Origin of the sequence: Vulcanisaeta sp. JCM 14467 (assembly GCF_001316245.1) — an archaeon.
Lineage (GTDB): Archaea > Thermoproteota > Thermoprotei > Thermoproteales > Thermocladiaceae > Vulcanisaeta.
The window spans coordinates 1-24370 of sequence record NZ_BBDM01000009.1 but is presented as its reverse complement, the minus strand read 5'-3'; the positions used below and the strand labels follow the sequence as shown (position 1 = coordinate 24370).

Genomic DNA, 24370 nt, shown 5'->3' with positions numbered 1-24370 from the left:
AATGATTGATAGACGTAGTGAGGAAGAGGAGGAGGGCGTGGCTACACTCGAGGAGTTACCCTTGTCTGCCAGGCTTGTCCTTAATTACCTCGAGTTCGAGCATTTAATAAATAATAAGACCTACGTCACGTTTAAGGAGATCATTGATGGGACAGGTCTTGGGACTAGGACCGCTAGAAATGCCATTAACTTACTGCGTAAAAAGGGATTGATAGAGGCCTACTTAGATGTTAAGGAGAGGAGGAGGTACATGTATAGGCTTAACTTCAGGAACCTCACGCAGGATAGGATTGATGTTACGCCTGGGCTTTACATAGTTGATGTTGGGCTTGGCACAATACCAAGCATGACCTTCAGGATTTATAGGGTGCTAAGGGGTACCGCAGTGGCGTTTTATACAGATAGTGTCCCAACGAGCTACTTAGAATTTACTAAGTGTACCTGTGCAATGCAGAGACTTGTTAATTATGAGCCGCAGGGCTTTGCAGAGATTGTGTATACCGTGACAAATCACGGAGGCTCTGTGGCGCTGGTCATGGATGCACTGCTGGATCCCCAGGTTGTGAAGCCCTACGTAGATGCCGTGTATGAATCCAGTGACTATAGTCACATAATGGTTTATAGAGTGATCGGTGTTTCGCCAATTCAGGTAGCCCTTGAATTATTACTAATGGGTAGGGAGGATAAGGTTTCATATAAGAGGGAGGATATCATAATTCGTATAATGACGACAAAGGAGAGACTTCAATTAAGGGATTACATTAAGGCGTACATCCTAACAATGACCAATGAAGGATTAACACTTAGGGAGTATGATCAGGGCAGCGATTTTGACGGACTTAAGGCATACATAATATATTCAAAGGCATAGTAGCTACTTAATTTCACTTTCAGCTAATTGCTTACCAAGGTACTTGGCAGCCAGTAGTAGGAATCTTAATCCCCTCCTGGCATCATTATCTCTTAGTATCTCGTTCAGCGTCTCAATAACAGACTTACCATCGACAGAGACCTCCCTAGCGGCGTTCAGGGAGGCTACATAGGCACAGCACCTAATGCGGGCCATGAACTCAAGTAACGTGCCTAAGTTTGTCAGTAGGTACATGGTATTCTCATTGATAAGCGTATGAACCAACTCACTTATTACCTCAGGATCGCCGAGCATATCCCTCAGCGTATCTAATAACCCTACATTACCCATTGCGCCTATCAAGTCAAGCACCTTCTCAAGCCCCTCCCTAACCTGTGGTTCCGTGAGTTTCGCAATTATAGACAGTACTTTATCGTAATCATTAAGTAATCTAATGACGTTTGTGGTCAGTAAATTCTTGGCCAGATCCTCAATAACCTCATTACTCAATAAGTCATTTAGTGAGTCAAGTATACCAAGCTCGTCTAACCTCCTCACCATCCTTAGGAATTTAATTAATGGCTCAATATACTCAGGCGTTAACACCTCGAGAAGCTTGCTCTCAAGTTCTAGCTGACTCTCGGTCATGAGGATCACCTATATAGGTAACGTAGCTTCGCGGGCTCCGTGGCCTCGAAGTAAGCCTCGAATATCGGATCCCAAAGCTCTGGGTATAGTATCATGTCCCAGTAGGTTGCTGCGAAGGCCACCTTAAATAAGTGGTTAACTCTATTTATCGGGTACTTAATCGTTGGGTTATTATAATCGCTTATTACGAATGTGCCGAGACCATAACCAACATCGAAGGGACAGTTAGTACGGCCTGTGTTACGGGCATCCTCACCCTGAAGAATCCTGCAACCACGCCGGCTTGTAGATGCGCCGTAACGCCTGTCTTAGCCACAGGGAGTGCTGATGCATCGCCAATCACGAATGCATCATCAAAGCCCTTAACTCTATTTGTGAACTTATCCGCCTGGACAAACCTATCACTGTCCAATACATCCTCGGGCATATACTTGATGTCAACACCTACGTGTGGCGGTATGACTATCGCTGCGTCGAACTTGAGCTCCTCACCCTCCATTGAGTAGGCAACCCTCTTCTCAGGGTCTATGTGGTCCAGCGTATAGAAGGTTATGTATTCAATATCCCTTTCCTTAAGTAACGGCTCTATTAACTCATTCATAGGTTCAGCAGGGTATGGCCTTGGGTAGAAGGTTGCGAAAACGATCCTCACCCTATCCCTCAAGCCCCTCCTCCTGAAGAATTCCTCAGCAAGGAACGTACCCTCCAACGGACTTGGCGGGCACCTATACGCACCTGGTGCCAGTATTATCGCGAGTGTGCCCTCCTTCATATTATTTAGTGTCTGCCAAACCTTCCAGGCATTCTCCTCCGTACTGTGGTAATTACCAAACATCTCAGTGACCTTATCGAGACCTGGAACCCTTGAGTAATCCACGGTAGCTCCCGTGGCTATTACAACATAGTCATATGTGAGTCTCCTCCCATTTTCAAGCTCCACGTACCTATCCTGCAGATTAATGAACCTAACGCCGGACTGAATGAAATTGACCCAGGGCTTAAGTAATGAACGTATCTCACGCTTAATGGGCTTCCTGGAGCCCCTGAAGGCTATGTAGAGTAACCAGGGCCAGAAGTAGTTGTAGGGTTGCTTGTCTATTACCATGACCTCAAACTCATCCCTGGGAAGCCTATTAGCAAGCATTGCGCCACCTGTACCACCACCGATAATAACAACCCTCCTTTTAACCGTGGACATACTCATCACCTCGATTACTTCTTAGCCGTTACCTTAATCACAGCAACTATTTTATCCGACTCCCTCCTAAGCTCGAGAAGTTGGTTACCAGTCCTCTGGATCCACGCCTTAATGTCAGGCTCGAACCCAGTCCGTGGCCCAAACCTCAATTAAGTCACCATTCTTCGCATTCCTATAAGCCTTAACAACCTCCGTGATCGGTCCTGGGCAGGCAATACCCCTCGCATCAACGAGAATCTTATTGCCCTGACTCATAGTCACCACCTCATATGAAGAGTACCTGCCCACCCTTGGCCATTTCGAGGAATGTTGTTACGCCAACTATGTCATCAACGAGTGATGGGTCGAAGTCCTCCTTCTTAAGGCCCGCCGCCGAAGCCATCATCGAGCACACATAGACCTTGGCACCCATCTTCTTAGCCTCCCTAAGCATGTCAAGCCAGGTCGGCGCCTTTATCCTCGCCATACCCTCCTGAAGCCTCGGCACAAACTGCTCAAACTCCTTAGGCCAAACAGGCGGTGTCGGGTTCTTCAGCAACTTAAACATTGCCCAGCCAGTGAAGAAGATGTTCACCTCATAACCAAGAGCCGCAGCTGCCTGCGAAATCACACCCACCGGTATTAACTTGTCCTCCGTACCCGAGAACACGATCATACTTATCTTATCCCTACCCGAACTCATACTAAGGCATGATGACATTCAAATGAATAAAAATAATAGAATTAAGTGCATTTTATGCACCTGAAAAATAATCTTATAAAATAAGGCGATAGACTAAAAAAAGAATATAAACACAAACAAAACAATACAAATGAATTCATGGATCAACAACGCCCATGCTTCGCAACCTATCGTGGAGATTCTTAATGATGCCAAGGACCATGGCGTAACCCCGTGACTCAACAATGCCCCTCACACGCACAACGTCTATTGCACCATACTCATGAACCACCAAATTCCTAAATCTAACAACCCTCCTCAACAACTCGGCATCACCCTGAGTAATCAACCCAGACCTACCCAACTCATCTATGCAATGAATCGGCGTCTCCGCGGATATGCCCATCAATGCACAGGTGTGTAGTAAATAATCTATCATTGCCTGAGCATGGACCTGCAGCACATGCAACACGGCATATAGGTCGACCAGGTCATTCCAATTAATGCCCCTACTCCTCAATTTATCAAGCAACTCAGTATGTGATGCAATTATTTCCAGGAGCCTATTGTGAAGCACTCCTCATCACCCTATCCACTAGGGTCTCGGTGTAGTTCAACTTAATGCGTGAGAGCATGAAGTCGTAGCAAACGTCGATGGTTCTGACGAGCAACTCTCTACCGGTCTCATTCTGGTATATGATCCTGCCATGCTTAAGAGCCTCCCATATGAGGAAGCAATTGGCTTTGGACGGGTCACTAACGGCGTAGATATCCGCTGTCAAGCCAACCCTCCCCTCAACAATGCTGGCAATCCTCAATACCGCATCATCAACATTAGTATCACCGCTAATAAACACCACGAGATCCACATCATTGGGCCTCCTACTCCATAGGACCGACCCATGGACAATGACTAGGTCAACTCCGAGGCCTGCCCAATCCACGCCCCTAAGCTTCTCAACCACGTCCATACATCTATACCTCACCAAGGCATACTTATTAAGGTGCCTAACAATAATCACTGTGCAGGATGGGTGAGGGCGCGGTACCGCAGATTAAGGATTTACAGAACTACGTTAATTTTAGACTCGAGGAAGCAATAGTCGAGCTGAACCTAGCCCTGGAACTCCTGGAAAGGGGCTACAGCAGGAATGCGTCCCAAAAGGCCTTCATGGCGTGGAAGGCAATAGTCAGCGCCCTAGTCGCCATTAACCTGGACAGGATACCCAGGAACGAGGAGGAGAGGGGGTGGTACAGGAAGATTGGCTTTCTAGCACCAACAACTGGCCTGAATAGAATCGCCAGGAGACTTGAGGAGCTCGGTTATAGGGAGGCCGTGGGCATCAACTCCCTAGCCCTGAAACTACATAGGTACGCCTACAATGGCTTTACAAAGACGCCAGCGATTACTACGATAGGAGGGATGCCATAGAGGACCTGGTGGTACTAGTTAAGAAACTAGCACAATTAATAGCCGAATTGGGCAGGGAGAAAGAAGCCGATGAAATCATGAAGAGGCTGGGGAGCATAACCACGCAACACGCATAGTCATTAATAATTACTACAAGGAATGTCCTAACATGGTAGGAAATCACGAATGCGCGATTTAATGAAAACTCACGTAACTGCCCAACGAGAAATGTTAAAAAGGCTGTGAGAAGTCTAAAGGTTGAGAATGAGGCCAGGACTTAGGTGGTTAATTGCGATGGCCTTGGCGATAGTCATCATTGTTTTAACCACCGTACTAATGATGAGTAATAATAATGAGGTGATTATGAGTAATAATGCGTTAACGCCCATAGGCATCAACGTACCAATCTACGTAGTCGGCTCACCAATGCTGGTGCAGAAACTCACTGCCCTAGGCATCAACCAATCACTGATCAAGTTAACAACCACGGAACAACTCCCAGAACTACCCAACGACAGCCTCGTCATTATTGACTGGTCGGTAATCGGCCCTGGCATAATCATTAATGAGGCAATACCACCTACGTAAACACGAACTCAACAGATTTCAAACTAATTGAAGAATTGATTAGGCGCGGCGACTTCATAATCATTCACGGCAACACAAGCGAAGTACCCATAATCGAGTACACATTAGCCTTTGCATGGTCGAGGGCGTATAACGTAAGCACAGTGCTGACGCCAGGGTACGTAGGTAACCTAGACTACGTAATCGCCTATGGAAACGCAAAAGCCCTACTCATTGGCCCACACTCATTAGAATCAGCTAAAAATGGCAAGCAATATATGGGTATCAATAATCAGGAAGCAAGCAATTACCGATCCAGACGATTTATGCGCTTCTTTCTTAGTAAACACAAATCAACCAATTAATTTCAACGGCACGTACGTAATCATTTATGGCCCACGATCTTACAGCGACTCGCTTGGTAGTGCTACAATTGATTTCTGCATAATATGGAATGGGCTGATCTATAGGAATTTAAATGGTTACTCAGTGGGTTATGCCCAGGTCTACAACTTCATTATGTACGCGCCAAACTCCAGCACCTACATTAAGTACATTGAGCTCTTCCAGGACGCCTACGCATCATACATGGCCCATGAGTACGGGTTAGGCAAAATCAACGCCTCACAATTACCTGGGGATATCGATCGGGCGGTGATCGAGGTTGGCAATTACAGTTTGGGCTACTGGACGATTAATTATTACGCGCCATACCCAATGCATTGCACGACAACGGAAAAGTACAGGGTCACCCTAACCCTAGGCTACACAGGCCAGGCACCAACCGCCTCCTCCAATTACTACTGCACGCAAACCACAATAACGGTTCACCTAACACCCAGCAAACCAACACCAATAGGCCAAGCCACCAACATAACCTGGACCCTCACACTGGGGCCATGGATAGGCAGACAAGCGAATGCCTACGGAACCATGGCCGAAGGCTACACATACATGGGCCCACCAACAACCCACAACCATCAATGTACATAATACCAGTCGGCGCATCAATCACCGCCTACAAACCATACGGATGCACGTACCACCTACTCGGCTTCATACCAATACCCGGCATACTAATCGAACACATAGCCTACGACATCAACTGGCACATCCTCATAAACCCCAACGGAACAATGAACCCCCAAAGCCACGGCACGTACATACCGCCGCCAGGCATAAGCAAAAACTGGAGAGAGACCCAAAGCCCATACACAGGACTCCAGGAATTCTACCACACAACACAATGCCAACCAATATGGTGGCTATGGTGGTAAAAACAAACAAACAACCAAGAACTGGAGCCCCGGCCGGGATTCGAACCCGGGAAGTACTCGGTCTCCGCATCCTTGGGAAACTGAATGCTGCAGCCGAGCCCCTTCGACCGCTCGGGCACCGGGGCATGTTTTATTTACTTCCAAGGATTTTTAAGTCTTTTTTTATTATTCCCTGACCTTATTGCTGTTTATCTTGTGAGAGTTTTTGTATGGCCTTCATTATCTTTCTTCTCCTTTTCTCATTATTACCTGCCCTTTCCATCATTTCATGTAGCTTCTTAAGTGTTGGCTGTCTAAGCCACTCATTCCTTAATATTGTCTCATGATATATTATTAGCCTATAACCACCGTTATTTGGTCTTACTCCGTAATCTAAATCCTCCTTCAAGCCGAGACTTTCAAGAAAGACCTTGGCTTTATTAATTTCCTCCTCATTACGTCTATTTAGCCTGAGCGTTACGTAGCCTCGATCATTGATACTTACGGAGAGACCGATATCGCCTATCTTAATTAGTGAAATACCCCGTTTATGACTTTGCCCTAGTTCCATGTTGGCCATTTGCTTTAGCCTGATCCATTTATCGGCATTGAGTGCGTCAAGTAGTGTTTTGATTATTGGTGGTACGGTGTTAATAACCATTCTCGCTAGTTTAATGGCGTTACTACCTCTAATCCTTACCTGGGTCTCGCCCTTTGCGGAGTCGCCTGTCCTAAGGTTGATGCCGAAGCTTTTTTAAGGCGTTGAATACGGCTTCCCAATCATCGCATTCCTTAGGATTGAGTGATAACCTGATTATTGGCTTGATGCGGTTTTTATCTCGTAGGAAGGTTACGTCGCCATCGCCGAGTATTGCCGTAAACATGAAGTTGAAAAGTGCGGTTTCATCAAATGTTTTAACTACGTTGAGAGGTTCCGTCTTTAATGAGGAGTAGTTATACGCATTCAAGTACCATTTGATTGTTACGCTATTTTTGTTGATGTCAATGCCGTTTATGTTGACGTAGATTTCCCCTGGGTACAGTAACATCCATACTACGGCCTGCCATAGGTGTGCGGTAATCATTACGGGTCTACCATATGCATCAACCCCTTCGTCTGTTTTTGCGAATCCCATTTGTTCGGGTGTTAGGACTTTTCTTTCGAATTGTTTGTATTCTTCTTCGTTGTTCATTATTTCTTTGAATATGTTGGGTATTTCCGTGGTCGTGCCTTTTATGCCTTTTATTCTTATTTGTGTTGTTATGCCTTTGTTGTTGTTTCTTATTTTGTTTGCTGTTAGTGTTGTGTGGTTTTTGTATATGTGTACTGTGAGTGTCTTGGTCGTCCTTGACACTATTGCCTCGGTTTTCCCAGTGGTCACGCCGTCTATTAGTTCCTTTATTTCCCGACTTATCGTGCCTTCCCAGTACTGGCTTAGGTTGCTTATTATGTTCCTTAGTGTTGGCTTTATCACCCTATCCATGGCCTCGATTATCAGCCTGGGTACTCGCCATCGCCCTTAAGCCTGTTTATTGAGCCCTCGATACTCCCTGCGTACTCGCTTAGCCATTCCGTGCCCTGTATCTTCCATTTCTCGAGCCTCGACAGGGCCTCCGCCAATACCTCAATGGCTTCCCTCCTAATCTCTTCATCTGTTATTGGTTCACCGGCGACGCATTCCCTGCCCTGCAAGCACCTGCCCTGTGGAGCCTTAGGTTGTTGGGTACTTCAATGGCCATTGCGTATCCATATGTTTTTCTTAACCGTTTGGTTAATAAGTTACTTTCGGTGTTGGGGTTGAATTATTGTTGTCGGCCAAGGCTGAACTCATCACTTGTCAGGGCGGGGTTTTCGTCATTTAAATGATTTAGCGTTGCCCCTCTTTAATTCCTTACTTTATCTTGTTTATTAATTCGTTCCTGACCTCCTTGCCTAGTTTCATGAGTATTCCCCATGCAGCTAGTACGCCGGTTGCTGCGGCTACGTTTATTCCCCTGGATAGGCCCGCCCCGTCGCCTGCGGCGAATATTCCGTCCACGGTGGTTTCCATGAACTTGTTGACCACGGCCCTCATGCTGTAGTACTTGATTTCTGGCGCATAGAGTAGTGTGTACTTTGAGGCTAGTCCGGGTATTACGTTATCCACCCTGTTCAGGAACTCCATTAGGTTGTCTAGGACCCTGTGCGGTAGCGCCATACCGATGTCGCCGGGTGTCACGAACTTCAGGGTTGGCTCAATCACGTTCCTCCTAATCCTATCCCACGTAGACCTCCTACCATCCTCAAGATCACCAAGTCTCTGTATTATTGCTTACCGCCGCCAAGCTTCGTGGCTAGCCTCGCGATTGACTTACCGTACTCTATCGTGTCCTCCATTGGGTCAGTCAGCCTTATTGATGTTAGTAGTGCGAAGTTCGTGTTCCCACTCTTCATCTCCACATAGGTCTCCCCGTTGACGCCCACGGTGCCGTCGTCGTACCTCTCCATGACTACGAAGCCGCCTGGGTTCACGCAGAATGTCCTAACCTTATCGTCGTGGCTCTTCGTGTACATTATGATCTTTGGGTCCATGTATAGGTTCGTCACTGGGTCCATCACGTACTTGGGAACCTCAACCCTAACGCCAACATCGAGTGGGTTAGGCATTAACTCAATGCCCAGTCTCCTAGCCTCATCCCTAAACCACTCAGCCCCAGCACGCCCAGGCGCTATTAGAACCGTCCTTGCCTCAATAACACCCCTCCTAGTCCTTAGCAAGAAATACCCATTACTCTTCTCAACACGCTCAACGGCCGTCCCTATCACGAACTTGACACCTGCCTCAGTGAGATATGAGGCGAAGTTCTCAATGACCCTCGTGGACCCATCAGTGCCAATGTGCCTCTGCCTAATCGGCACAAGCTGCGCACCAACCCTCGCCAGGGCCCTCTGGTACTCCTCGAAGGTCGGTCCCTTCGGCTCGAATACCCTGTCCTGCGGTGCACCGAACTTTAGGAATACCCTATCAATGTAATCAATGAGGAGGTTTGCCGCGTCCCAGCTATTGAGGAGTTCCTGCAAATCACCACCAATGTCTGGCCTAAGGTTAATAATGCCGCTACTGAAGAGACCTGCTCCACCAATTCCGTGGGTTATGTGGCAGGGTACGCAGACGCACTTACCAATCTTAGCCAGTGGACAGTGTCTCTGCCTGGGCATGTAGCCCTTATCAATGAGTACAACGCTGACGTCCCTCGCATTCTCCGCAATTTCATAAGCCGCGAATAGGCCGGCAGGACCCCCGCCGATTATTGCGACGTCATATATCATGGGCTCATCACCTCACGACGCAGGTCGATCATGTCCATTGAGTCCTCCCCAGTGCCTATCAACGTGATTGGTACCCTCAACTCCTCCCCAATGTTCTCAACCCACCTCCTAGCCTCAACAGGTAGGTCACTCCACCTCCTCTTACCACGGGCTCCTGGGAATAACGCGTCGAACTTTGTAATGGCTATTTGAGTCGGTCTGTTAAGCATGACGGCCCTCTTGGCAAGGTCCATGTTAAACGGCGCCGCGCGCCTTGGCCTACCAGTCACAGTACCCCTCTCAGCCCAACCCCTCGCAATGACCTCCTCCATGCTTAACTCGCCAGGCAACTCGCCAGCCCCAACCCTGGTGACGTAGGCCTTAAATACGAGTATGATGTCAGTGACGAGCCTCGGGCTAACACCAACCTCGCTAATTATCCCAGCCACCGTCGTATCCCTGGACGTCACGAATGGGTACGTGCCGTGGTACAGGCTTAGGAATGTTCCCTGGGTACCCTCAATAACCACGTTACCACCCTGTCCAACTCCTCATTAACCTCCCTACTAACGTCAGTTATCAAGCCCCTAAGCTCTGGGAATTCCTTGGCTGTCTTAAGGACTCTGAGGACCCTATCAACCATCGCCGCACCAACGCCCTGCCCGGTCGAGCCAATGACCTTCATTAAGTACTCATTGCTCCTCTCACTCTCCACATGCCTATCCTCAATCACGCCAGCCCTCTCATCAACCCAAACCCTACCCCTACTGCCCGTCTCCTCAATCTCCCTAAATAACACGTCAATTTTCAGCAAGGCGCCTGGCGCAATCATTAGCTTAGTCGATTCATTGATGAAGCACGATGGTAATATCCTAAGCTTCCAGGTCCTACCATTGTAATTGACCGTATGTCCAGCGTTTATGGAACCAGTCCTAACGCAGATGCTCGGCTTATCAACAAGGCCTAGATAAGACACTACCTTGCCCTTACCCTCATCGCCAAACCAACCGCCAACAACGACGGTTAATGGCACTTTTTAATTAATGGTACTAACACTTATTTAAATATTACTTCAACATGTACATGTATTATATACCATGATTATTAAATTAAGTTTTTAAATAATGATGTGATTAGGTGCTGTGGACTTCATATCACCGCTTGATGACAGGTACTACGGGGAGTTGAGGGATTATGCGGCGGCCGTTTCCGAAAAAGCATTCGTGAGGTATAGGTTTAGGGTTGAGGTCCTGTACCTCGACTTCCTAGTTAATACGCTGGGTAGGGTCGGCATCATTAAGCCGTTAACTGAGGAGGAGAGGAGTAGATTGCTCTCGTTATTGTTTAGCGATGATGATTATGGGAGATTCAAGGAGATCGAGGGTAGGCTGGGTCATGATGTTAAGGCAATTGAGTACCTAATCAGGGAGAAGCTTGCTAATGTTGACCTAGGCAGGATAGCCCACTTGGCACACCTCGGCTTAACTTCGGAGGACGTGAATAACCTGGCCCTTGGAATACTCGTTAGGGTCGCCGTGTATAACTACCTAATGCCCGAATTAACCGCGTTACTAGGCACGATGATCCCCCTAATGGAGAGGTACGCAGGCCTGCCAATGCTTGGTAGGACCCATGGACAACCAGCCACGCCGACGACTCTTGGCAAGGAGCTTGCCTACCACGCCTGTAGACTGGCCCACTGGCTGAGTGTGATTGCCGACATTAAGTTGCAGGGTAAGGTATCAGGGCCACGGGGTCGATGGCGAGCTTCCCAATGATTAGTGGGGATGTTGATTGGCCGCAGGAATTAAGTAAATTCGTTAGGGGGCTCGGGTTTGAACCCGCACTAATCACAACACAGATACTGCCCCCGGACTCAATGGCCCAATTATTAACCTCCATTGGACTAATGTCGCAAGCCCTCATTAACCTTGCCCAGGATCTATGGATATACAACATGCTCGGTTACGTGCACATCCACGGTAAGCCAATAGGCTCATCCACAATGCCGCACAAGGTAAACCCAGTGGACCTGGAGAATGCCGAGGGCAATCTTAAGCTTGGTTCATCAATTCTCATGGAGATCAGTAGGCACATCCAAGTGAGTAGGCTTCAGAGGGATTTGAGTGATTCAACTATTAAGAGGAATATTGGGCTTGGGATTGGTCACGTGATCCTTGGGGTGAGGAGATTGAATGAGGTATTGAGCAGTATTGATGTTGATGAGGGTGCCATAAGTAGGGATTTGAATGAGCATTGGGAGGTACTCAGTGAGGCTGTCCAGGTTAGGCTTAGGGCTTTGGGTATGCCTGATGCCTATGAGAAGGCTCTGGCACTATTCAGAGGGTCCAGGATGAGTGTGGGAGATTACGAGAAGGCACTGGGTGAGTTGGGCGTTAATGATGAGGTCTTACGTGGATTAAGCCCAGGTAAGTACATTGGTTACGCCAAGGAATTGACGATTAACTGCATAAGTCATTGCAGGTACGTGTTAGAGGTTGTGAAGTCCAGGATTAATTACGAGGCCAGCACAATGAGGTCCCTCGGATTTCTGGGTCAGTAATACGGGTGCCGTAACCAATTAAAATAACTCATCAGTAATTAAGGCATGCGGTAATAACAATTACGTGCAGAGTAGTAAGTACGAATTAAGGAGGGGGTTGGCGGGTGTTGATGTGAAGGATTTGAGTATGGCGTTCACGAGTGGTGGACGCATGTATAGGTTAATGATTAGGAGGGGTGATGATTGCCTAAGGCTGGTCCTGATAAGCGAGGATTATGAGTTGATTGAGAGTGGGTGCATGGATCACGTGGGATTAGGCACAATAATGAAGTTCTTAAGGAACGCATTACGGCATTAGGCAAACCACCTCATTATTAATGCTAGGACGAAGCCTATGGCTACGGCGATTATTATTGATGGAAGTGTCTCAACAGCCCTCCTCAACCTAACCCAAAACCTCCTAACGGCACTGGGCCTCCTGTAAATAATGAATTCAATACTCAACGAGCTAAAGCCACCCCTGACGTAGTAAGCCCTAACCACGCCAATAAAGCCCGAGTCTCTTAAGTCCTCCGCGAGCCTAATCAAGGCCTTACTAGGCACTGATAAGCATAATAATTAACTAATTAATATAAGTTATTTAAATTAGTGAGCGTATTGCCAGGCATTGACCAAAGACCCTTAACGGGAAGCCTTATAGTGTTTGCCTTTTTTACCTCTAGTATTTCTCAGTGGCCGAATATTAAGAAACGCTATAGTAAGCTCTGAGGATATGATTGGTAAAAGGGGATAATACAGAAACACTTAAATGGTAGATATGATATTTAGTTACTAGATATACTATGATTGAGGAGACGAAGATAACCAGGAATTATCAAATAACAATACCTGCATCCATTAGGAGGAAACTTGGATTAAAGATTGGAGACGTACTTATCGTTAGGCTTGAGGGGGATAAAATAATCCTTGAACCAAAGAGACAGAGCATTACGGAAATAAGGATGAGGTTGGGGAGGACTATAGATTGGAGGTACGTCGAGGAAACAATAAGGGAAGCAATTAATGAGGGATAACATGAGCTCCGTAATTGATACTAACGTCATTGTGGCTATAATTTTTGAGGATGATGCAAACCATGATAAGGCAGTTAAGCTTTGGGAAACCTTAAATGAAGCTTACATACCGATGATCGCGATCGTGGAACTAGGCTACTTCCTTATTAAGCATAAGATTAACCTTAGCATTATTGGTAGGATCTTACAAGACCCCAAGATTAAGGTTGTTGAGAATACCTTACAGGATATTTACTTCACTATTAACCATAAAGATAGTATTAAGCATTATGATGATTTTAACGACTTAATGATATTAAGCACGGCAATAAGATTAGGGTTACCATTAGTTACGTTTGATGAGGAATTACTAAACCTATACAATAGGCTTAAGACCGACGCTCAATGAACATTAGTTATATATAATTCATATTTTATGAACCCTCAATAATAAGAAGTAAGGCGATCAGGAAGTAATGAATGCGAATAATCGAATATAATTAGCTCTCATGACTTTTTAAATGTTTTAATTAATTGCCTAAGAAGATTTACGCAGTGTTCCTTGATTGATTTAGGGCCTTGAGGATGCCATAGCGGGTAGTCTTAGGTTAAGCTATTTAAATTGGTGCGAGAAGATGCAACGTTGTATTGATATTTTAAGGGTAACACCCTGAATATAATTCTGCGACATTAATTTAGGCGTGATGAGATGGGAAACACGGTATTTTAATACCGCATATGTAAAAATGTAATTACTTACTATAATCCTTAACCACCCTGCCAAAGTCGAGAACGTAGTCAAAGGTCCCATAAACACACCTTATAATCCTCCTCGGACCCAGCCTATACAGTGGATCAATATCGCTCCTATTATTGAATACCAAGGTGCATGGGCCCGTCCAAACACTCTTCGGCGTCAACCTATGCCTATACCTATCAACCAACTGAATCAGGGGTTCAGCACCGTCGCCGGCCGGTGGAATGACCTTAAGGGCAAGCCTAGTGATTGGTAACGGCTCAATCTTGGCAGGCTCCTCAGGCCTAATCACCGCAGTGACAAGCCTCAAGCCCTCAGGCCTCTCGAGGAATCCGTAGACCAGGTCGAAGCTCCTCCTTATATCGAGGACCGCGAACTTCTTCGGCACACCCCAAATCTCCCTACCAGCGGCGAGCCCAACGTCACTATTCACGTAGTTATATGCCGTGTAGTACTTCTCCCGACCATCAAGGAGCACCTTGATGTCCACGGCAAACTCATTATAAGGACCAACGTACTGAAGGGAAACTTAAAGAACGTAATTATAGCCTCGGTAGGCACGGGCACCTCCAGATCCTCAGGAACGACCTCAGCAGCACCCTCAGGATCAGTCTCAAAGAATACCTGAAGAACCTCGGCATCAGGGAAGTACTGAGGAAGCCCTGCAAAGAGGGGTGTATTGCCGGGCATTGACCAAAGATTCCTAACGGAGAGTCTACCCCTAATCCTATCCCCACTCATTAACACCATAATTCACATAGAGACTTATTAATACTTGCACCCACTAATTCTAAAATCATGAAAAATGCCTATAGTAACTTTCGCACGCCATTGTCATTATAAAGTAATACTTAAGCACATTCATTCATGTTAATTTTATAGCAGTGATGACTACTAAGAATGTCCAGACGGTACTTGAGATTAAGGGACGAGGTATTACAGAGGTTAGGATTAGGATTGGGAAGACGATAGATTGGAGATACGTTGAGAGGACTATAAGGGAGGTGATCAATGGAGGTTAACGTTAGCCTTAATGTTGATGCTATCGTGATCATTTTGGGATTTATGAATCATGATAAGGTAAAATACTTTGAAGACTTTGGATGAGACCATGAATTAATGGCTACAACTTAACATGAGGTGAGTTACCTTACACACTCCGTAGTACTTATTAATGTATGCAGGAGAATTCATGTTGTGTCCCTTGATTGGTTTAGGGCTTTGAGAGATGTTATTGTGGGTAGTCTTAGGGATTCTTGGCTTCCATTTCCAGTGGATAAGTCGATCTGTACTAAGTGGAGGGAGGGACTATCATTTGATAGTGATAGTGGCACCATATTGTACACGTCATGCCTATACCAATTGGCTCCGGTGATTGAGAGGGCTGTGGCTGAGCTTGAGAGGTTTGGCGTTACCAAGGGTGGTGCCTTGGCTAGGTTGACGGCTATTGGTGCCAGGTTCCTTGGTAGGGCGTTGCTTAGGCCCAGTGATGAGGATGTTGATAGGGCGAATAGGATCATTAGGAATATCTACGGCATGCTTAGGGCGTTGGGCGTTAGGTTTGGGGTCCTTGATAACGAGCCGTATAGTGGAGCCCTGCTTTATGAGTTGGGCTTCGTTAATGAGTTCGCTGATTACGCAAGGAGCGTTTACAAGGTCCTTAGGGATAATAACGTGAGCGAAATAATAACCATAGACCCACACACCCAATACACACTCGAGAAGCTCTACCCAAGGTACGTGCCTGAATTCAACATTAAGGTTAGGAGTTACCTGGACTACCTGGATTCTAATAAAGTTAAGGTTAGGCTTAGTGAGTTCACAATACACGACTCATGCCTATACGCAAGATACCTAAACAAGTACGACCTGATCAGGGGCTTGCTCAGGGGTAAGGCTGACATTAAGGAGGACCCAGTAATAACTGGTAGGGACACATCACACTGCTGTGGTGGGCCCATTGAGTCGACGTACCCTGAAATAGCCGGTAGGGTTGCGAGTAATAGGGTTAGGGAGTTGGTTAGGCTCTCCAGGAACATAGTCACCCAATGCCCAATATGCTACGTAAACCTGAGAAGGGGCATCAAACTCAGTGTTGTTGAGGCTAACCTATTCGACATTGCCGAGGTAATCGAGGTGGGCGGATCATGATGAGCGTTAAGGAGATCCACGAGGAGGTTAAAAAAATGTATGTATTGCGGGTTCTGCGAGTTTGCCTGCCCAACATTTAATGCCCTTCGTAGTAGGTCTTATGGGCCTAGGGGTAGGGTTAACCTGATCAAGACATTGATTGAGGATGGTTTTGGGCAGGGTAGGGATGTGAAGATCGATGCTGGCGTCATTAATTCAATAATGACCTGCCTACACTGCGCCGCCTGTGACACGCAGTGCCCGGCTGGCATTAAGATTGCGGATGCGATACATAGTTTCAAGGCAATTATCCTGCAGGCAATGCTTAAGTAGTGGTGATTCATAATGAGCGCCATGTCCCAGAGGCAGGGTGATGTAGTTAGGGAGCTTGAGGCCGTGTTTAAGGATAGGCTATTCACCGAACCGCACATACTGGCCCTGTATAGTCATGATGCGTCCTCTGAGGTCGGCGTTAGGCCCATGGCCGTTGTCCAGCCGGTAAATGTTGATGAGGTTGTTAGGGTCGTTAAGTTGGCCATTGATTACGGCTTCAAGATAGTGCCGGTCGGCTCATCAACAAGCCTATCAGGCAATGCAACGCCTAAGCTGGAGAACACGGTAATAGTCTCCATGGAGAGGATGAACTCGATAATTGAGGTCTCTGACATCGACTGGTATGCTAGGGTTCAACCGGGCATTAAGGTTGATGAGTTGAACCTGGAGTTGATGGGCTACGGGCTCCAGTGGCCTGTGGATCCGGCATCTTCGAGGACGGCTACGGTTGGTGGCGTGATTAGCAACGGCGGTGGTGGGATGCGCGGTGCTAAGTACGGCCCAGCGTCGCACTGGGTCCTTGGTCTTGAGGCTGTGATTGGTACTGGTGATGTTATTAGGGTTGGTTGTAGGACTGTTAAGTGCCGTGAGGGTTACAACCTTGTCCAGGTCTTCATCGGTTCCGAGGGCACCCTGGCATTGTGACCGAGGCAACACTGAGGCTTGCACCACTGCCCGAATCATTCGTGGGCTTGATGGCTAGGTTTGGGGATGCGGATTCCTTGGTCAACGCGGTGATTAGGGTTAGGAGGGATAAGTTATGGCCCATGGTTACGGAATTCATCGACGACATAACAGCTCAGATACTAAACCTGGAACCCGGCTACTACCTGTGGATTGGTGTTGATACTTACAGCGGCAGTGAGCAGCAAATCCTCAATAAGCTTAGTAGTGATATTTCAATGAGTGGTGGTGAAATCATTAATAGGGCGTCCACGTGGCAGGAATTCTCGAAGATACTCGAGCCAAGGAGGATGCTTTACTCGGCAACGCTTAAGGCAGCGTTTAATGATTATGGAACAGACGTGTTTGTTGCCTTCGAGGACATTGCAGTACCAATGAGCAAACTACCCAAGGCTGTGAGGGAAATCCAGGAATTGGGCAGGAAGTATAATGTTAGGATGAACCTGGGCGGTCACATAGGCGATGGTAACCTACACCCAGCGGTTTGGGCTAAGCGTTCAGATAGTGATGAGATGGGTAGGGTCATGAGGTTCTTCGAGGATGTTGGTAGGCTCGCCATTAGGCTTAATGGGACTGTGAGTGCGGAGCACGGCATTGGAACCCAGAAGAAGGGATTACTGAGGGAGGCGATTGGTAGTAGGAATGGTAGTAATAGCGATATAGTAATTGGGTTAATGAGAAGTATTAAGAAGATCTTCGACATATGGGATATTTAACCCGGGTAAAATCTTTGACTAATCAAGTGACGGAGTACTTAAAAGGGGAATACTTAAACCCAGAAATTCAATGCTGGGCAAGGTCTTGGGGTATTTACGCTCATGGGCTGTGATTGTTAGGGCTTGGTCAATGCCCATGACCATAGCCTCGATAACCCTCGCCGCGGCCTATGCCCATTACCTCGGCTATAGAATCAACGTTGCCTCATTTGCCCTGGCCCTAATTGGGGCCTTACTGCTCCACATAAGTGTTAACGTAATTAATGACTACTACGACACGCTCTATGGCGTTGACACACCGGATGTACTGAGGCATAGGCCTCACGCAATACTCATGGGGATCACCAACACTAAGTCCATGCTGAGCATAGGCCTGGCACTATTAATCACAGGATCACTAATGGGAATTTACCTAACCCTCACCGTGAGTCCCCTAATCCTCATCATAGGCGCCATAGGCGTATTCCTAGTCTATGAATACACGGGACCACCACTAAAACTCAAGTATAAAGGCCTCGGCGAATTATCGGTATTCCTGGCCTGGGGCCCATTAATGGCGTTTGGCTCCATACTGGCCTCGACAGGAATCATTAATTACATGGTTGCCATGGTCTCAATACCGGTGGCCCTACTCGTGGTTGCCACATTATACGCAAATAACGTTAGGGACATTGAGAGGGACAGGGGTAAGGGTGCGTATACGTTGGCCGTGATGCTTGGTCGAAATGCCAAGTGGCTCTACGTGGCATTACTGCCGGGGACGTACATGGTACAGGCAATACTTATCTTACTCAATTTATTACCGATCCATACGGTAATCACCATGGTGTTGACGCCATTAATGGCTCGAATGCTCAGGAGGGCCGTTGACAGTTCGTTCGAGCACCTCGATGAAGCAACCTCACTATACTCACTGGCTTACGCCACATTACTTATCGTGGGGTTAATGATCAAGCTTTGATTTAAATAAAAATGAAGAGGACTTATTGATTAGCGCTTGATGGCTTTACGGATAGTATCTTAACGATATCGCCAGGCCCAATGCCATACAACTCCCTAACACTCCTCAGTATTGTGAACTGCCTAGAGTCTGTGTGCTTAGACCTCAACAACCTAACACCCCTCAACTCAATTACAAAGCCCTTATACTCAAGCTCAATATCGACAAACCTCAGATGCGTAATGCCCAAAGCTCGGATCAAGCTTGCGGGCAGTAAGACCTGGTTATTTATATATACCCTAACCACGAAGGGTAACGTAGTTACATTAAACCTCTCCAACCTCCTACGTATAGTCACACCAGCGGCCATGTTTACCACCAATCAGTTCCTCAACACTACCACACTTAAACAATACCCCATGAAACCAACGTGAAACCGAATTAAGGAGGCACCAACATATACGGTGGTAAATAAAGGTTTCACGAAAGAAAAAAAGAACAGAAAGAGATTTAAAAATAGAATTGAACACAAAGTAAATGCCGAGCAAAGCAATAGGCATGGGCATGTGCCCAAGATGCGGAAGGCCAGGAACGGTGGTAATAAAGGCAGGAAACTACGTATACATTAAGCACGGAAACACCTGGCATTACATAGGAACGATAGACAAAGTAAACTTAAATAAAATACTAATAAAAAAACGAGAAGAAAGAAGAAGTTATTAACTATAAAGAAAGTAGATACTTGATAGCGAAAAACAGTAAAAGAATAAGCATTATGCTTATATTATTAATTTTAGCAGTTTTTTTCTTTATTGACATTATTAATGATATTTTATCACTCTAATTATGATAAAGGTAATGATATTAAAGAATATATTTATAATAAAAATTATTTACATGTTTATACAAATATAAGTAATACAGTAACATTAATTGACTGTCATATAATTAACGTAGGAAATAATGTATACCAGGTAATATGTGGCAATATTACATATAATGCTTACCAAAACAATGTTTCAATAAAGTATATAAATAATTTAAATATGCTAAAGAATAATACTACAAATTCATAGATTTAAAATGGTAAAAATGCGATATTATTTATCCTGTTATAATAAAGACATAGATAGTTGCGGTCACAGTATACGGACTCACATTATAAACCAATGCATACCAGGATCCCGCGCCAGGAGTGAATATAACAAATGCTGAGCCTCCACTAACTATTGTACCGTAACCTGACCATGTATTTGCATTTATCACGCTAATAAGTAAATTAGCTGATGATGGAGACCATGAAACATAAACAGCTATTTGTTGCCCCGAGCTAAGTGTATATGGTCCTATTAATACGCCTGTGTTGGGTGGTAGTGTTGGGTCTATTCTGTGGGTTGGTGGTATTACTTTTAGTTTGAGTGTTGTTACTTCCTTGATTATTGTTACGCCTGGTGTGTCTGGTTTTATCTTTGTTACTTGCATTGCCATTGTTGTTCCTGCCATTAGTGCTACTACGAGTAGTAACGCAGGTAGTATTAGTGTTAGGGCTTTCCTCGTCATAGGTATAATGTTTAATTTGATGTTTAAAAAATATTGTCTCTATAATACTTTTTGTATATTTTGTGCTTTATTTCTATTTCATTATTTCAATTCATAAAGATAATTCTTTAGAAATAGAAAATTAGGAGCGGAATGGAAATAATAAGTTGAAAGGAGGATTCGTCAGCACTCGGCAAACTCGTCACTGCTCAAGCAGGCGAGGTCCCTACTCATCACCTGGGAGTTAGTGGTTAATTAACACCTTATAAGCCTTGAGTTTCTATGTTAATTACCTATATTATTTGTATAAATATTTATTAATCCGTTGTAGTAAATATGATATAATTTTACGTATATAGTTAATAATACATGGTCTATGCAATATTATGTAATAATGCTTATTAATTAGCTAATTTAGTTAATCTCTTGGTGATTATATGAGGGCGATAGATCTTGTTAAGAGGAGACCGTTGGTTACTACTGAGGATAGACCGTTCATAGAGGCTGTGGATTTGATGGCTAAGGAGAACACCGGCTCTGTTGTTGTGGTTGAGGATTTGAACAGTATGAAGTTGCGTGGTATAATCACTGAGCGTGACGTGATTAGGGCCCTCGCAAGTAGGGTTCCCCTTGATACGCCTGTTGGTAAGGTTGGTACTATGGGTCCTAGGGTTGTTAGGGCTAGTTGATGACTCAATTGGTACCGTGGCTTCGTTGATGGTTAATTACAGGGTTAGGCATGTGATCGTGGTTGATAATGAGGATAGGGTTGTTGGTGTAATCTCGATCAGGGACCTACTTGGTGACCTTGAGGCTGTTAGGGAGGTTGCGAAGCTTGATCGTTACCCAAAGGTTAGAGAGTGATCTTCAACATTCTGTAGATGAGTGATGAGACCACCATTAAAATTCCAATAAACACCCAGCCAAGTGCTCCGAAGTACTGCACTGCATAGCCAAGCACTACGCCTATTATTGAGCCTATTATTGATGATACTGTGAATAGGTAGCCTGTTGATTGGGCTATTAGTATTGGACTTACGAGTTCATGCACGAGATACAGCGTTAGGAGTAGTATTAACGTGAATATGAAGCCCATGATAACTAGGATGAATAACTGGGCCTTGGCAAGTCCCATGGGCATTATCATGCACCCAGCGCCATTGTTAGGTAGAATAGTAATTTGCGTCTCTCAACCTTCAACGAATGCCTAAACCTATAAAGTAGTGGTGTTAGGGCTAGTGGTGCCGTCAGCTCAATAATGCCTAGGTAATTACCCACGTTCATGGTCAGCGGGAGTAGGCTTAGGTACACTCCCAAGGTGCCGAGAAGGCTATGGACACCATTAACACGTCTGGGTTATTCATAACAGCCATTATTGAGACGCTCTTTATTATCACGGCATCCTTCATCGTGAATAATACGAGGATCGCGAGAACCAGGGATGCAATGCCCAGGTATAGTACGGTGCCCTGTGTAATACCCATCATTGCCAGTGATGAGGTGAGCATTAACATCGTTATTGATGATAGGTAGGCCACCTGAACCCACCTTGTCAAGCCCCTAATACTCCACCAACCAAGTATTAGCAATAGCGATGGCATTAGGTACAGCCCAAGCCCCATACCAGCCAGGAACCTGAGGAGGAGTGCCGTGTGGTAGCTACTGGTTGTTGAGAAGATTAGTGATAACCCATTGAGTAGCAAGCCAAGGAACATGGATACCCTATTACCAACCCTACTGAGTAGGAACGTGGCTGGTAACTGTGTTACTGCGAAGCCTATCATCGCCGTGGCCATGGGTACGACATAATACACGGTGCTAAGCACGACTCTCTTAATGGCCATGATGCCAAACATTATGGTTGACAAACCCAGCCAATTAATCATGATTAGTGACAAGCCAGCTATGCTAACGCCAAGCACGTAATAGGCCCTCCTAATCACTAGGGTGTCCAGTTCCTCGATGGGCCTATTATTAAATCCCACAGGGAATCTTCATTAAAGCCCCTTATCAAGGTTTCTGAAGCTGCTTAGGACCAGGCACACCGCGAGTAGGTGGTTCGCAGTACTGAGGAGTATCAGGGTAATTGACGTAAATCCAATGAGCCCTTAAATTCGGCATTACCATTAATTGCTGTGGACCCTAGGCTTAGGGAAGCCTACTCGAGGTGCGTTAGGGAGATTGCCCGCGGTGTGCTCTCTGACTTGGTTAATGGCCTTTATGATTACTTATTGATTGACCTGGCGAGCATTACTTATGGCCTCAAGGACCTTAGGTCCTTCCCCGCTAATGTTAGGTTCGCCATCGACTACGGCTATTTAAAGCCGAGGTCGTCTTCGTCATTAATTACTCAAGGCCCGAGTGCAAAGCCGTGGTCAGGTCTAGGGCTAAATGGCTTGGGCCCTGCTCGGCCACATGCTCATTAAGTATGGTTCAGCCCAACCTCAGATTAATGGACATGCTTGCAGAGATGGTTAAGCACTGCCACCATCCATGGCTTTACCCAGTAATCACGGCATTAATTAAAGTAATCCATTAAACCGGTACTTAACCATTGGCCAGATCCAGACCACTTAATACGTATGGAGAGTAAGGATCCCAGATGAGGCTTAACAAAATGCCATACCCATGGTTACGAAATGTTGAGGAAATACATTGCGCAATAAAGGCTATGCGTAATTCCCTTGCTATGTGAGCGTGGGATCATGTAGGAATTAATCATTGAGGAAGTGAGGGGCGATTTTAATTTTGAAATAACGTCATAGGATTGAATTAAGTATGGGATCAACCTACCCTAGTATTGGAATATATGGACAATGTTCGTAATAGTAAAATCCATTGCTTGAGCTCCAGCTCCAGCCCGAGGTACCTGGTGGTACTATGTATGCTCCGAAGCTGTATGGGTTCATTGCGCCGTTCGAGTTAACCCAAACATCCCAATTAATGTCATAGACGATGTACTCAGGACAGTCACTCTCAACAGCTACCAAGGAACCAGCCGGTATCGTATAAGCCGATGGCTGCGGATTATAGGCAGAACCCATGTATGTAACGCCCCAACTCATGGTTCCGAAGGTGGCCTCAGCACTGGCTGCCTGCGAGGTTGTTGGTTCGAAGACCCAAGTCCTATTAATCACAGTATCTAATGGTGCCCCTGTGCTTGCACCAGTCACGGTATCCGTATACTGAGGACAACTGTAAGTCGTGCCAACAGAAGTGGATGGCGTTACGCCTTCATAGGATATAGCTATACCGACTTGGTACGACTGCGATACGGTGCAAACATTATTTAGTGGCCCATAACCACCAAGATCCGTCCAGTAACCTGGCTCATAACCCCCACCGCTACCCGCTATGTACTGGACGTCACCAGGTAATTGCGACGTCTGGCCAGTCTCATACTCATAAACCATGTATGAAGCCAGGGCATCCTGGAATGTCTCAAGATACTCGATCTGCGTGCCGGAATTAGGCTCCGGCGTATAATCAATGAAGTTAAAGAGCTGAGCCGAACCGGCAGAGTAACCATTAATGTTGGGATTAATATTCTCAGACCATGAGGTGCAAAAGTCAACCGTGAACGTGCCAAGGGAATCGCTGTAGTGCTGTGGGCCATAAACTATTATGTACGCATTATTGACCTGGGTAGGTTGTTGATACGGTATGCTATAGTTTGTCGCTAATTCCAGGCATACGTCTTCTCCTGTTGGGTCTGGTGTTGAGATTTTCATTATTATTGGTGTCCAGTACTTGCTTGCTATGTTTAGTGCGTCGTTTAGGGAATGCGGTCCTATTACTAGTACGTGGTTGTTTCCGTAGGCGATTACGTAATCAAG

At 45.9% G+C, this 24370-nt stretch carries 34 protein-coding genes, 1 tRNA gene and 5 pseudogenes; 20 read left to right on the top strand and 20 right to left on the bottom strand.

Annotation, left to right across the window (positions count from 1 at the left end; genetic code table 11):
- The first annotated feature begins 1 nt into the window (after position 1).
- Positions 2-871, top strand: a complete 870-nt coding sequence (locus JCM14467_RS09020; protein WP_054849880.1) for a hypothetical protein — start codon at positions 2-4, stop codon at positions 869-871.
- Between the two features lie 3 nt (positions 872-874).
- Here the strand turns inward: JCM14467_RS09020 and JCM14467_RS09015 are convergent, their stop codons facing one another.
- The 6 genes and pseudogenes from JCM14467_RS09015 to JCM14467_RS08990 all read right to left on the bottom strand — a co-directional run bounded on the left by JCM14467_RS09015 (position 875) and on the right by JCM14467_RS08990 (position 4343).
- Positions 875-1498 (bottom strand): DUF1641 domain-containing protein, encoded by a 624-nt coding sequence (locus tag JCM14467_RS09015; RefSeq protein WP_054849950.1) that lies wholly within the window; start codon positions 1496-1498, stop codon positions 875-877.
- Positions 1499-1682: 184 nt separating this feature from the next.
- Complete coding sequence (locus JCM14467_RS09010; protein WP_252901234.1) at positions 1683-2696, bottom strand: NAD(P)/FAD-dependent oxidoreductase; 1014 nt, start codon at positions 2694-2696, stop codon at positions 1683-1685.
- 14 nt (positions 2697-2710) lie between these two features.
- Positions 2711-2951 (bottom strand): annotated as a pseudogene (locus JCM14467_RS20050) (sulfurtransferase TusA family protein).
- Positions 2952-2961: 10 nt separating this feature from the next.
- Positions 2962-3378 carry a DsrE/DsrF/DrsH-like family protein gene (locus tag JCM14467_RS09000; protein ID WP_054849949.1) on the bottom strand — a complete coding sequence of 139 codons (417 nt, stop codon included), beginning with the start codon at positions 3376-3378 and terminating at the stop codon, positions 2962-2964.
- Positions 3379-3514: 136 nt separating this feature from the next.
- Positions 3515-3934: a DUF86 domain-containing protein gene (locus JCM14467_RS08995; protein WP_054849879.1), complete on the bottom strand. Its 420-nt coding sequence runs from the start codon at positions 3932-3934 to the stop codon at positions 3515-3517.
- Positions 3921-4343 carry a hypothetical protein gene (locus JCM14467_RS08990; RefSeq protein WP_252901232.1) on the bottom strand — a complete coding sequence of 141 codons (423 nt, stop codon included), beginning with the start codon at positions 4341-4343 and terminating at the stop codon, positions 3921-3923. The genes JCM14467_RS08995 and JCM14467_RS08990 overlap by 14 nt, the downstream gene beginning before the upstream one ends.
- Positions 4344-4387: 44 nt before the next feature.
- On the opposite strand from JCM14467_RS08990, the gene JCM14467_RS08985 reads away from it, so the two are divergent.
- The 4 genes from JCM14467_RS08985 (at position 4388) to JCM14467_RS08970 (ending at position 6612) form a co-directional block, all read left to right on the top strand.
- Positions 4388-4789 carry a PaREP1 family protein gene (locus JCM14467_RS08985; protein WP_252901231.1) on the top strand — a complete coding sequence of 134 codons (402 nt, stop codon included), beginning with the start codon at positions 4388-4390 and terminating at the stop codon, positions 4787-4789.
- Positions 4790-5026: 237 nt separating this feature from the next.
- A complete protein-coding gene (locus tag JCM14467_RS08980; protein WP_252901230.1) occupies positions 5027-5356 on the top strand; it encodes a hypothetical protein in 330 nt (109 codons plus the stop codon).
- Positions 5357-5599: 243 nt separating this feature from the next.
- Entirely contained in the window at positions 5600-6328 is a 729-nt protein-coding gene (locus JCM14467_RS08975; RefSeq protein WP_054849876.1) for a hypothetical protein, read from the top strand.
- A complete protein-coding gene (locus JCM14467_RS08970) occupies positions 6319-6612 on the top strand; it encodes a hypothetical protein (RefSeq protein ID WP_054849875.1) in 294 nt (97 codons plus the stop codon). The genes JCM14467_RS08975 and JCM14467_RS08970 overlap by 10 nt, the downstream gene beginning before the upstream one ends.
- Before the next feature lie 22 nt (positions 6613-6634).
- Here the strand turns inward: JCM14467_RS08970 and JCM14467_RS08965 are convergent.
- From JCM14467_RS08965 to JCM14467_RS08940, 6 genes and pseudogenes are all read right to left on the bottom strand, one after another.
- A tRNA-Cys gene (locus tag JCM14467_RS08965) sits at positions 6635-6737 on the bottom strand.
- A 53-nt stretch (positions 6738-6790) separates the two neighbouring features.
- On the bottom strand, positions 6791-7252 hold the full coding sequence (locus tag JCM14467_RS08960; RefSeq protein WP_054849874.1) for a hypothetical protein: 462 nt from the start codon (positions 7250-7252) through the stop codon (positions 6791-6793).
- A gap of 70 nt (positions 7253-7322) precedes the next feature.
- On the bottom strand, positions 7323-8075 hold the full coding sequence (locus JCM14467_RS08955; protein WP_054849873.1) for a hypothetical protein: 753 nt from the start codon (positions 8073-8075) through the stop codon (positions 7323-7325).
- An 11-nt stretch (positions 8076-8086) separates the two neighbouring features.
- Positions 8087-8284, bottom strand: coding sequence for a hypothetical protein (locus JCM14467_RS08950; RefSeq protein ID WP_054849872.1), 198 nt, complete (start codon positions 8282-8284; stop codon positions 8087-8089).
- Positions 8285-8483: 199 nt separating this feature from the next.
- Positions 8484-9901 (bottom strand): annotated as a pseudogene (locus JCM14467_RS08945) (NAD(P)/FAD-dependent oxidoreductase).
- Positions 9898-10913: pseudogene (locus tag JCM14467_RS08940) on the bottom strand (adenylosuccinate synthetase). Before JCM14467_RS08940 ends, JCM14467_RS08945 begins: the two co-directional pseudogenes overlap by 4 nt.
- 109 nt (positions 10914-11022) lie before the next feature.
- Between JCM14467_RS08940 and JCM14467_RS17495 the strand changes: the two are divergent.
- From JCM14467_RS17495 to JCM14467_RS08930, 3 genes are all read left to right on the top strand, one after another.
- Positions 11023-11658 (top strand): lyase family protein, encoded by a 636-nt coding sequence (locus tag JCM14467_RS17495; RefSeq protein ID WP_252901229.1) that lies wholly within the window; start codon positions 11023-11025, stop codon positions 11656-11658.
- Positions 11640-12443 carry a lyase family protein gene (locus tag JCM14467_RS17490; protein WP_252901228.1) on the top strand — a complete coding sequence of 268 codons (804 nt, stop codon included), beginning with the start codon at positions 11640-11642 and terminating at the stop codon, positions 12441-12443. The genes JCM14467_RS17495 and JCM14467_RS17490 overlap by 19 nt, the downstream gene beginning before the upstream one ends.
- 64 nt (positions 12444-12507) lie before the next feature.
- A complete protein-coding gene (locus JCM14467_RS08930; protein WP_054849871.1) occupies positions 12508-12741 on the top strand; it encodes a hypothetical protein in 234 nt (77 codons plus the stop codon).
- On the opposite strand, the gene JCM14467_RS08925 is transcribed toward JCM14467_RS08930, so the two are convergent.
- Positions 12738-12986, bottom strand: a complete 249-nt coding sequence (locus JCM14467_RS08925) for a hypothetical protein (RefSeq protein ID WP_054849870.1) — start codon at positions 12984-12986, stop codon at positions 12738-12740. The genes JCM14467_RS08930 and JCM14467_RS08925 overlap by 4 nt on opposite strands.
- A 239-nt stretch (positions 12987-13225) precedes the next feature.
- Between JCM14467_RS08925 and JCM14467_RS08920 the strand changes: the two genes are divergently transcribed.
- Both JCM14467_RS08920 and JCM14467_RS08915 read left to right on the top strand, forming a co-directional pair.
- Positions 13226-13456, top strand: a complete 231-nt coding sequence (locus JCM14467_RS08920) for an AbrB/MazE/SpoVT family DNA-binding domain-containing protein (RefSeq protein WP_054849869.1) — start codon at positions 13226-13228, stop codon at positions 13454-13456.
- Entirely contained in the window at positions 13446-13844 is a 399-nt protein-coding gene (locus JCM14467_RS08915) for a PIN domain-containing protein (protein WP_252901227.1), read from the top strand. Before JCM14467_RS08920 ends, JCM14467_RS08915 begins: the two co-directional genes overlap by 11 nt.
- 343 nt (positions 13845-14187) lie before the next feature.
- On the opposite strand, the pseudogene JCM14467_RS08910 reads toward JCM14467_RS08915, so the two are convergent.
- A pseudogene (locus JCM14467_RS08910) lies at positions 14188-14882 on the bottom strand (acetoacetate decarboxylase family protein).
- A 194-nt stretch (positions 14883-15076) separates the two neighbouring features.
- Here JCM14467_RS08910 and JCM14467_RS17480 point away from each other — a divergent pair.
- The 6 genes from JCM14467_RS17480 (at position 15077) to JCM14467_RS08890 (ending at position 19016) form a co-directional block, all read left to right on the top strand.
- On the top strand, positions 15077-15214 hold the full coding sequence (locus JCM14467_RS17480) for a hypothetical protein (protein ID WP_252901224.1): 138 nt from the start codon (positions 15077-15079) through the stop codon (positions 15212-15214).
- Positions 15215-15389: 175 nt separating this feature from the next.
- Positions 15390-16343 (top strand): (Fe-S)-binding protein, encoded by a 954-nt coding sequence (locus tag JCM14467_RS08905; RefSeq protein WP_054849867.1) that lies wholly within the window; start codon positions 15390-15392, stop codon positions 16341-16343.
- A gap of 39 nt (positions 16344-16382) precedes the next feature.
- A complete protein-coding gene (locus JCM14467_RS08900; protein ID WP_054849866.1) occupies positions 16383-16655 on the top strand; it encodes a 4Fe-4S dicluster domain-containing protein in 273 nt (90 codons plus the stop codon).
- A gap of 21 nt (positions 16656-16676) precedes the next feature.
- The gene (locus JCM14467_RS17475; RefSeq protein WP_252901223.1) at positions 16677-17300 is read left to right on the top strand and encodes an FAD-binding oxidoreductase; all 624 of its coding nucleotides are present in this window, start codon (positions 16677-16679) and stop codon (positions 17298-17300) included.
- Positions 17297-18055 carry an FAD-linked oxidase C-terminal domain-containing protein gene (locus tag JCM14467_RS17470; protein ID WP_252901222.1) on the top strand — a complete coding sequence of 253 codons (759 nt, stop codon included), beginning with the start codon at positions 17297-17299 and terminating at the stop codon, positions 18053-18055. Before JCM14467_RS17475 ends, JCM14467_RS17470 begins: the two co-directional genes overlap by 4 nt.
- Before the next feature lie 70 nt (positions 18056-18125).
- Entirely contained in the window at positions 18126-19016 is an 891-nt protein-coding gene (locus tag JCM14467_RS08890) for a prenyltransferase (RefSeq protein WP_054849865.1), read from the top strand.
- Positions 19017-19038: 22 nt separating this feature from the next.
- Here the strand turns inward: JCM14467_RS08890 and JCM14467_RS08885 are convergent, their stop codons facing one another.
- On the bottom strand, positions 19039-19365 hold the full coding sequence (locus JCM14467_RS08885; protein WP_054849948.1) for a hypothetical protein: 327 nt from the start codon (positions 19363-19365) through the stop codon (positions 19039-19041).
- A 167-nt stretch (positions 19366-19532) separates the two neighbouring features.
- Between JCM14467_RS08885 and JCM14467_RS17465 the strand changes: the two genes are divergently transcribed.
- A complete protein-coding gene (locus JCM14467_RS17465; RefSeq protein ID WP_252901220.1) occupies positions 19533-19718 on the top strand; it encodes a hypothetical protein in 186 nt (61 codons plus the stop codon).
- Between the two features lie 381 nt (positions 19719-20099).
- On the opposite strand, the gene JCM14467_RS08880 is transcribed toward JCM14467_RS17465, so the two are convergent.
- The gene (locus JCM14467_RS08880) at positions 20100-20555 is read right to left on the bottom strand and encodes a hypothetical protein (RefSeq protein ID WP_054849864.1); all 456 of its coding nucleotides are present in this window, start codon (positions 20553-20555) and stop codon (positions 20100-20102) included.
- 416 nt (positions 20556-20971) lie between these two features.
- Between JCM14467_RS08880 and JCM14467_RS08875 the strand changes: the two genes are divergently transcribed.
- Both JCM14467_RS08875 and JCM14467_RS08870 read left to right on the top strand, forming a co-directional pair.
- Positions 20972-21223 carry a CBS domain-containing protein gene (locus tag JCM14467_RS08875; RefSeq protein WP_054849863.1) on the top strand — a complete coding sequence of 84 codons (252 nt, stop codon included), beginning with the start codon at positions 20972-20974 and terminating at the stop codon, positions 21221-21223.
- Entirely contained in the window at positions 21207-21398 is a 192-nt protein-coding gene (locus JCM14467_RS08870; RefSeq protein WP_054849862.1) for a CBS domain-containing protein, read from the top strand. Before JCM14467_RS08875 ends, JCM14467_RS08870 begins: the two co-directional genes overlap by 17 nt.
- Here JCM14467_RS08870 and JCM14467_RS17460 read toward each other — a convergent pair.
- The 3 genes from JCM14467_RS17460 to JCM14467_RS17450 are packed head-to-tail and all read right to left on the bottom strand — an operon-like array spanning position 21388 to position 22519.
- Positions 21388-21675: a hypothetical protein gene (locus tag JCM14467_RS17460; RefSeq protein ID WP_252901219.1), complete on the bottom strand. Its 288-nt coding sequence runs from the start codon at positions 21673-21675 to the stop codon at positions 21388-21390. The genes JCM14467_RS08870 and JCM14467_RS17460 overlap by 11 nt on opposite strands.
- Before the next feature lie 2 nt (positions 21676-21677).
- A complete protein-coding gene (locus JCM14467_RS17455) occupies positions 21678-21851 on the bottom strand; it encodes a hypothetical protein (protein ID WP_252901218.1) in 174 nt (57 codons plus the stop codon).
- Positions 21836-22519, bottom strand: coding sequence for a hypothetical protein (locus JCM14467_RS17450; RefSeq protein WP_252901217.1), 684 nt, complete (start codon positions 22517-22519; stop codon positions 21836-21838). Before JCM14467_RS17450 ends, JCM14467_RS17455 begins: the two co-directional genes overlap by 16 nt.
- Before the next feature lie 150 nt (positions 22520-22669).
- Between JCM14467_RS17450 and JCM14467_RS08860 the strand changes: the two genes are divergently transcribed.
- The gene (locus tag JCM14467_RS08860) at positions 22670-22960 is read left to right on the top strand and encodes a hypothetical protein (protein WP_054849861.1); all 291 of its coding nucleotides are present in this window, start codon (positions 22670-22672) and stop codon (positions 22958-22960) included.
- Between the two features lie 363 nt (positions 22961-23323).
- Here the strand turns inward: JCM14467_RS08860 and JCM14467_RS08855 are convergent.
- A pseudogene (locus tag JCM14467_RS08855) lies at positions 23324-24370 on the bottom strand (hypothetical protein); the annotation flags it as partial.